The following is a 7,625-nucleotide window of genomic DNA, read 5'->3' as shown; positions in this document are numbered from 1 at the left end:
CATTCTACAGCAGCCTCATTTACTGTCAAGTGATTTGTTTCAGAAGCTTTCAAGGAATCCTTAACAACTTCAACCACTTGCGCTGTCAATCTCTCGTCAGCGGGAGGCGAATTCTACAGCGTTACACGCTGCTGTCAACACCTCTTTTTCAACTTCCTTTCGGCTTCGATGACCTGAAGCAACTCACTGTCGAAAACTGCGTAACTCATTGTTTACCAAGGAGTTTTCCGTTTCGACTGCGCCGGAAGTGGGGCGAATTATAGGCCTTCAGAATCTGCCGTCAAGTCTTGATTTGGTTTTTCTATCAGCAAGTACAAATTCGCCGCTTATATATAGACTAGCCAGCCACGATTGCGCAGTATATTGCCCAACACAAGACAGTACCCAGCTCCCTACTTCGGACGATGCCACCCAATGAACGATCAGCCTCGCAGCCTTGCCTCGACCTTGTTTTCGGTGGGCCTGCTATTAATAGCCATGGCATCGATCCAGTCCGGAGCCTCCCTGGCTAAAAGCATGTTCCCTGTCATCGGCGCCCAGGGGACCACAACCCTTCGCCTGATCTTTGCCAGCGTCATCATGTTGCTACTCCTGCGCCCATGGCGAGCGAAGCTCACTGCCAAGTCCCTGCGCACTGTCATCGTTTACGGCATGGCGCTGGGCGGCATGAACTTCCTCTTCTATATGTCCTTGCGCACAGTTCCCCTGGGAATTGCGGTAGCACTGGAGTTCACCGGTCCATTGGCCGTAGCCATCTACGCTTCACGCAGGGCAATCGACTTTCTCTGGATCGCCCTCGCAGCGGTCGGATTGTTGTTGCTGATACCGACCGGTGCAACGACCGCGGGCATCGATCTTTTAGGCGCTGGGTACGCCTTGGGCGCTGGAGTCTGCTGGGCGCTGTACATTCTTTTCGGCCAAAAGGCTGGCGCTGATAATGGCGTGCAGACGGCTGCGCTGGGCGTAATGATCGCCGCCCTGTTCGTAGCCCCCATCGGTATCGTTCATGCGGGTGCGGCCCTGCTGACGCCATCATTGATCCCGGTGGCCATCGGGGTCGCTCTATTGTCCACAGCCCTTCCCTATACGCTGGAAATGGTCGCCCTGACGCGCATGCCGGCCAGGACCTTTGGCACATTGATGAGCATTGAACCCGCATTCGGTGCGCTGTCAGGCTTGCTGTTTCTTCATGAATATCTCTCCCTTTCGCAGTGGATGGCCATTCTGTGCATCATTCTGGCATCCGTCGGTGCCACCATGACCATGGGGAGTACCGTCAAGCCCGCAGTTGCGGCGGATTAGCGCAAGATTTGATGAGACGCTGGTATTTGCCGCCCGTTTAGGCCATGTTTAGGTCCGCAACCCAGTGCCAGACATGGATATTTCAGGACAGGGATATCAGAACGCTTCATGCAAAAGCGAATTTTGCCAGACCGGGCCCCAGATCCGGAAACGCACCAAGGACAGCAATGAAACGAATTTTGATACTGATCGCCGTACTTGCAGTTGCGGGCTGCGCGGCGACTTCGAAAACGCAAGTGAAACACGGCAAGAAAGGGCTGCACATCAACTGTTCAGGACTGACTTCATCCTGGGACAAGTGCTACACCAGCGCCGCCAACTCGTGCGCCCCCAAGGGATACAAGGTCATCGCCAAGTCAGGGGATGCCGTGGAAGAACCCGGGGATTATCCGTTCGGCCTCAACCCCGCCGGGTATACCAGCCGCAGCATGATTGTCATCTGCAAATAAAAAATCGATACCTCGCCGTCAGGTTCTCGAACCTGCGATCTGACGGCCGATCTCTGTGTAACTCGACTTCAGCACCGTACGCTGAAGCTCCGGCGTGGCGAGCATCCGCGCCACCACCAACGCACCAATACATTGCGACAGGATGGCCCAGGCCAAGCTATCGCTCTCCAGCACCTGCGCCCAATTCTCCTGAAGTCGACAGATCCAGTGCTCCGCCTGCTGTCGGATCATCACATCGGAACGGGCAATCTCGGCGCCCAATGCCGGCAATGCACAGCCGGTTTCCGGATGATCCACATGGGACATGCTGAGATAGTGCTTCAGGCAACGCTCAAGCTTGTCGCGATCCTGATCAGCACCCAAACGCTCCATACTCTGGCGCAACTCATGTTCGACTATTGAAGCGAACAACTCGTCCTTCGACGAAAAGTGGCTGTAAAAAGCACCTCCACTCAAGCCGATGGCTTTCATCAGGCCGTCGACACCCACCGTGGAAAAGCCGGACGCCTTGGCAGACACCGCACTGCTCTGCAGCAGTTTTTCCCTTGTTTCCAGCTTGTGATTGGCTGAGTAACGCATGCCCTTCCCTCAGAGATGATCGTCTTGACGCTGATCGAATCGTAGCATAACGTTCGTTTAGTTAACGATCGTTTACCAAAGGGATCTATCCATGAATAACAAGAAGGTCGTACTGGTCGTCGGCGCAGGTGATGCCACGGGTGGCGCCATCGCCAAACGTTTTGCGCAGGGAGGATTTGTCGCCTGTGTCACCCGGCGCAGCGCGGATAAGCTTCAGCCGTTGGTGGATTCCATCAAGGCCTCTGGCGGTGAGGCCCACGGTTTTGCCTGCGATGCCCGCAAGGAAGAAGACGTAGTGGCACTGGTCGAGCAGATCGAAAGCGAGATTGGCCCCATTGAAGCGTTCGTGTTCAACATCGGCGCCAACGTGCCTTGCAGCATTCTTGAAGAAACTGCCCGCAAGTATTTCAAGATTTGGGAAATGGCCTGTTTCTCAGGGTTTCTCAATGCCCGTGAAGTGGCCAAGCGCATGGCCACGCGACAACGGGGTACGATCCTGTTTACCGGTGCCACCGCCGGCATGCGCGGTGCCGCCGGTTTTGCCGCATTCGCGGGCGCCAAGCACGGGATCCGCGCGCTGGCGCAAAGTATGGCCCGCGAACTCGGGCCGATGAACATTCACGTCGCGCACATCATCGTCGACGGTGCTATCGATACCGATTTCATCCGCGAAAGCTTCCCTGAAAAATACGCGACCAAGGACCAGGACGGCATTCTCAATCCCGAACACATTGCCGAGAATTACTGGTACCTGCACAGCCAGCCCCGCGACGCCTGGACCTTCGAACTGGACCTGCGCCCCTGGAACGAACGCTGGTAAGCCCTCCCCCACAACAATAAGCAGAGTGCATCGACCATGAGCAAAACCGTGGAATTCCTGTTCGATCTGGGCAGCCCCGCTACCTACCTGGCATACACCCAGCTACCGAAAATCTGTGAGCAAACCGACAGCCAGTTGATCTACGTTCCGATCCTGCTCGGTGGCGTGTTCAAAGCCACCGGCAACGCCACACCGGCGGCGATTCCGGCCAAGGGTCGCTATATGTTTCAGGATCTCGACCGGTATGCGAAACGCTATGGCGTGCCGTTGAAGTTCAATCCGCATTTCCCGATCAACACGCTGATGCTCATGCGCGCCGTCACCGGCATGCAGCTACGCCATCCTGAACGCTTCGCTGCATTCATCGATTGCCTGTTCAAAGCGCTGTGGGTTGAAGGCCACAACCTCAATGAACCGGTAACCGTTGGCACCGTACTGAGTCAGAATGGTTTCGATCCCGACGAAGTGCTGGCCCTGACAGCTGATGAAGAAGTCAAAGCCGCGCTCAAGGACAACACCGAGAAAGCGGTGCAACGCGGTGTATTCGGTGCGCCGAGCATGTTTGTCGATGGCCAGCTATTTTTCGGCCAGGACCGACTGGAATTCGTCCGCGAAGCCCTGAGTTAAATCTCGATGACCACCCGCCCCTGTGCCGCTCCCGACAGGAGCAGCCCATGGGCGGCCTCGGCGGTCTGCAGAGTGAAACGGCGCGGATCGATAATCGGTGTGACTTTGCCCGCCTCGATCAGACGCGCCGCCTCGCGCAAAATTTCACCATGACGCTCACGCCCCTGGCCCGTCAACAACGGCAACAAGGTGAACACCCCGGAATAACTCGCCCCGCGAAACGACAGCGGCGCGAGACTGTGCTGCCCCCAGCCCAGACAACTCACCACATGACCGTGATACATCCGTACAGCCTTGAAAGACGCATCCAGGGTTTCGCCGCCCACAGTGTCGTAGACGATATCGAAGCCCTCCCCGGCCGTGTGCTCAGCCACATAGTCCTCGACTGAAGCGTTGCGGTAATCGATAAAGGTCGCGCCCAATGCTTCTATGATCCCCTGCTGCCGCGCAGAGCCGGTAGCGAAGACCTCGGCACCGAATGCGCGAGCAATTTGTACAGCGACATGCCCTACACCACCCGCCCCGCCGTGAATCAGCACTTTGTGCCCCACCCGTACCCGAGCCCGGTCGACCAACCCTTCCCATGCCGTGATCAGCACCAACGGCAACCCGGCCGCTTCACGCATGCTCAGATTGCCCGGTTTTCGCGCCAGCAGCCGTGCATCGACCACCACGTATTCCGCCAGCGATCCCTGGGTCCCGCCAATCCCCGTTGCCATGGCAAAGACCTCGTCGCCCGGCTCCCAGCCACTGACGCCTTCTCCCGGCGCCTCCACGGTTCCCGCCAGGTCCATGCCCAACACCGCCGGCAGCGGCTGCCGCGCATGAGCGGCCTGGCCCGAACGAATCTTGCCGTCCAATGGATTCACCCCGCTGGCCGCTATCCGTATCAACACCTGTCCAGCGCCAGGTACGGGCCGCTGTAGGGAAGCCAAGCGTAGTGGCGCGTTAGCCGAGTCAACAATCAGTGCGCGCATTTGCAGTGAGTCAGTCATTTCGCCTATTTCCGTCAGAGGTGGTTGTAGGACTGATTTTCCCCCCACCCACTCATGCCGATAAGACGCTGTATAGCTATAGTAAGCATGCCCCCTTGGCATGAATGAGAAACCCCTGTGGATAAGCTCAACGCAATGGCCATTTTCGTGCGGGTCGTCGAACGCGGCAGTTTTTCCGCCGTGGCCCGGGAGCTGCAGACCAGCCAGCCGACCATCAGCAAAGTGCTGCGAGCGCTGGAATCAGAACTGGGGGGAAAGTTGATTGCCCGCAGCACCCGACGGCTGTCCCTGACCGATGAAGGGCAGCGCTACTACAACGAATGCCGACAAATCCTTGCGGCGGTGGACGCCGCCGAGAACAGCTTTCAGTCCGGCCGGGAAATCATCGCCGGGCCACTGAAAATCGGTTCCTCGGTCAGTTTCGGGCGCTTGCAGATTGCTACGCGCCTGCCGGAATTTCTCAGGCGTCACCCCGAAGTTCAGATTGACTTGCAACTGAGCGATCAGAATCAGGATCTGGTCAGCGAAGGTCTGGATGTCACATTCAGGATTGGCGCGCTGAACGACAGCGGTCTGATCGCCCGCCATGTCGGCATCACTCACCGAGTGACTGTCGCAACGCCGGATTACCTGGTCCAACACGGCCTGCCGCAAACGCCCGAAGACCTCAGCAGACACAACTGCCTGCTGTTCAACTTACTGAGCAGTCAAAATCTTTGGAGTTATGAGAAAGATACCCAGCGCCATGAAGTGCGGATCAAGGGCAATGCGCAAAGCAACAATTCCGAAGCGATTCGCGAGATGGTGCTCGAAGATTTGGGAATCGCTTTGTCGCCGGTATGGCTGTTCAGCGAGGATCTGAAAGCCGGGAGAGTGACGGCAATATTGCAGGAATACACCGCGCAGTCGTTGCCAATACATGCCGTGTCCCCGGCGAATCGTCGCCAATCCGCCAGGGTCAAAGCCTTTGTCGACTACATGAGCCAGGCGCTGGAATCAGCGCCGGAGCTACAGCCGGTTAAATAGCCGCAGTGCGTGTGTTCAGCCACTCAAGGGCCGCACCGTCGAGCAACGGGCTCAGGCGCTCTCGCACCTCGGCGTGATAAGCGTTGAACCACTGCTTTTCTTCCTCGCTCAGCAACGACGGTTCCAGGCAACGGGTGTCGATCGGGCACAGGGTCAGGGTCTCGAACTTCAGGAACTCGCCGAATTCACTGCTGCCTGCTTCACGGTTCATCGCCAGGTTCTCGATACGCACACCCCAGCGACCCGGACGGTAGGTGCCCGGTTCGATGGACGTGATCATGCCCGGTTGCATCGCGGTTTGCGGTGCAGGCGCGGCTTGATAGGCGATGACTTGCGGACCTTCGTGTACATTGAGGAAGTAGCCGACGCCGTGACCGGTGCCGTGACCATAGTCGACGCTTTCGGCCCAGATCGGCGCGCGAGCGATGGCGTCGAGCAGTGGCGACAAAATGCCTTTGGGAAACTGCGCGCGCGACAAGGCAATCACGCCCTTGAGCACGCGGGTGCAATCGCGCTTCTGCTCGGCGGTCGGCGTTCCCACCGCTACCATTCGCGTGATGTCAGTCGTTCCGCCCAGATACTGGCCACCGGAGTCGATCAGCAACAGACCATCGCCCTCGATCACCGCGTGCTCTTCTTCGGTGGCGTGGTAATGCGGCATGGCGCCGTTGGCGTTGAACGCGGCAATGGTGTTGAAGCTCAACGAAACGTAACCCGGACGACGTTCACGTGCCGCGGTGAGTTTCTCGTCGATGGTCAGTTCGGTAATGCGCTCTCGGCCCAGCGCCGAGTCGAGCCAGGTGAAAAACTCACAAAGCGCCGCCCCGTCCTGCTCCATGGCCTGACGGATGTGCTCGGCATCGGCCAGGCTTTTCTGCGATTTGGCCAGGGTGGTCGGGTTGAGGCCTTCAATCAGCTTGACGCCGCTGTTGAGGTTATCGAGCAGCCCCGCCGTCACGCGTGCCGGATCGACCTGCAGGCTCGCACCGCTCGGCACCGCGCGCAGTGCATCAGCCACTTCGCTGTAATCGCGCAGGGTCACGCCGTCCTGTTCCAGGACCGCGCGCAGCTCGGCATCGACCTTGCTCAGCGCCACGAACAGGGTTGCCTGTTGCTGGCTGATCAAAGCAAAGGAAACGAATACCGGGTTGAACGACACATCGCCGCCGCGCAGGTTGAACAGCCAGGCGATGTCATCGAGGGTGGCGATGAAGTGCCAGTCTGCACCCTTGGCCTGCAAGGCCTCGCGCAGTTTGGCGAGCTTTTCGCCACGGCTGACGGTGGCTTGCGGTGGCAAGTGCTGATAGATCGGCTCGTTCGGCAGAATCGGGCGATCTTTCCAGACTTCGCTCAACAGATCGATGTCGGTGCGCAGGCGTGCGCCCCGCTCCTGTAGTTTGCTGCCCAGGGTGCGCGCCGAGGCCACGGCCATGACTGCACCATCGACCGCGACCACGCCGCCTTCAGGGGTTTGCTCGGCCAGCCAGTCCAGAGGACTCGGTTGCCCCGGTTGCAGCTTGACCAGCTCGATGCCGCTGCCCTTGAGTTCCTTGGTCGCCTGTTCCCAATAACGGCTGTCGGCCCACACCCCGGCAAAATCCGGGGTCACGATCAGGGTGCCGACCGAACCATGGAAACCGGACAACCACTGGCGCCCTTGCCAATAGCCCGGCAGGTATTCGGACAGGTGCGGGTCGGCCGACGGCACCAGAAGCGCGTGAATGCCCTCCCGGCTCATCAGCTCGCGGGTGTGCGCCAGGCGCTGGGGCACAGATCCATTGATCGAAGACTGCGTATTCATCGTAACTCCTGCTAAACACTCATCAT

Annotated in this window: 8 protein-coding genes; 5 read left to right on the top strand and 3 right to left on the bottom strand. The window is 58.6% G+C overall.

What is annotated here, in order from left to right:
* Window positions 1-414 precede the first annotated feature (414 nt).
* Together rhtA and GPL81_RS17435 are read left to right on the top strand one after the other, a co-directional pair.
* Window positions 415-1,302, top strand: coding sequence for a threonine/homoserine exporter RhtA (gene rhtA, locus GPL81_RS17440; RefSeq protein ID WP_096509847.1), 888 nt, complete (start codon window positions 415-417; stop codon window positions 1,300-1,302).
* 167 nt (window positions 1,303-1,469) lie between these two features.
* Window positions 1,470-1,751: a hypothetical protein gene (locus tag GPL81_RS17435; protein ID WP_096509846.1), complete on the top strand. Its 282-nt coding sequence runs from the start codon at window positions 1,470-1,472 to the stop codon at window positions 1,749-1,751.
* Between the two features lie 18 nt (window positions 1,752-1,769).
* Here the strand turns inward: GPL81_RS17435 and GPL81_RS17430 are convergent, their stop codons facing one another.
* Complete coding sequence (locus GPL81_RS17430) at window positions 1,770-2,330, bottom strand: TetR/AcrR family transcriptional regulator (protein ID WP_160107730.1); 561 nt, start codon at window positions 2,328-2,330, stop codon at window positions 1,770-1,772.
* A gap of 91 nt (window positions 2,331-2,421) precedes the next feature.
* On the opposite strand from GPL81_RS17430, the gene GPL81_RS17425 reads away from it, so the two are divergent.
* Complete coding sequence (locus tag GPL81_RS17425) at window positions 2,422-3,150, top strand: SDR family oxidoreductase (protein ID WP_160107729.1); 729 nt, start codon at window positions 2,422-2,424, stop codon at window positions 3,148-3,150.
* A gap of 36 nt (window positions 3,151-3,186) precedes the next feature.
* Window positions 3,187-3,777 carry a 2-hydroxychromene-2-carboxylate isomerase gene (locus GPL81_RS17420; protein ID WP_160107728.1) on the top strand — a complete coding sequence of 197 codons (591 nt, stop codon included), beginning with the start codon at window positions 3,187-3,189 and terminating at the stop codon, window positions 3,775-3,777.
* On the opposite strand, the gene GPL81_RS17415 is transcribed toward GPL81_RS17420, so the two are convergent.
* A complete protein-coding gene (locus GPL81_RS17415) occupies window positions 3,774-4,772 on the bottom strand; it encodes a zinc-dependent alcohol dehydrogenase family protein (RefSeq protein ID WP_160107727.1) in 999 nt (332 codons plus the stop codon). The two genes, GPL81_RS17420 and GPL81_RS17415, sit on opposite strands and share 4 nt — an antisense overlap.
* A 117-nt stretch (window positions 4,773-4,889) precedes the next feature.
* Here GPL81_RS17415 and GPL81_RS17410 point away from each other — a divergent pair, with 117 nt between their 5' ends.
* Entirely contained in the window at window positions 4,890-5,798 is a 909-nt protein-coding gene (locus GPL81_RS17410) for a LysR family transcriptional regulator (protein ID WP_160107726.1), read from the top strand.
* On the opposite strand, the gene GPL81_RS17405 is transcribed toward GPL81_RS17410, so the two are convergent.
* Window positions 5,791-7,599 carry an aminopeptidase P family protein gene (locus GPL81_RS17405; protein ID WP_160107725.1) on the bottom strand — a complete coding sequence of 603 codons (1,809 nt, stop codon included), beginning with the start codon at window positions 7,597-7,599 and terminating at the stop codon, window positions 5,791-5,793. The genes GPL81_RS17410 and GPL81_RS17405 overlap by 8 nt on opposite strands.
* Window positions 7,600-7,625: the final 26 nt, after the last annotated feature.

Source organism: Pseudomonas izuensis, assembly GCF_009861505.1.
Taxonomy (GTDB): domain Bacteria; phylum Pseudomonadota; class Gammaproteobacteria; order Pseudomonadales; family Pseudomonadaceae; genus Aquipseudomonas; species Aquipseudomonas izuensis.
The sequence above is the reverse complement of the archived record's forward strand: the minus strand, read 5'-3'. Positions and strand labels throughout refer to the sequence as shown.

Bases quoted from the DNA above. Each gene is read 5' to 3' on its own strand.
- rhtA (WP_096509847.1), top strand. From the start codon at position 415: ATGAACGATCAGCCTCGCAGCCTTGCCTCGACCTTGTTTTCGGTGGGC.
- GPL81_RS17430 (WP_160107730.1), bottom strand. From the start codon at position 2,330: ATGCGTTACTCAGCCAATCACAAGCTGGAAACAAGGGAAAAACTGCTG.
- GPL81_RS17415 (WP_160107727.1), bottom strand. From the start codon at position 4,772: ATGACTGACTCACTGCAAATGCGCGCACTGATTGTTGACTCGGCTAAC.
- GPL81_RS17425 (WP_160107729.1), top strand. From the start codon at position 2,422: ATGAATAACAAGAAGGTCGTACTGGTCGTCGGCGCAGGTGATGCCACG.
- GPL81_RS17435 (WP_096509846.1), top strand. From the start codon at position 1,470: ATGAAACGAATTTTGATACTGATCGCCGTACTTGCAGTTGCGGGCTGC.
- GPL81_RS17420 (WP_160107728.1), top strand. From the start codon at position 3,187: ATGAGCAAAACCGTGGAATTCCTGTTCGATCTGGGCAGCCCCGCTACC.
- GPL81_RS17405 (WP_160107725.1), bottom strand. From the start codon at position 7,599: ATGAATACGCAGTCTTCGATCAATGGATCTGTGCCCCAGCGCCTGGCG.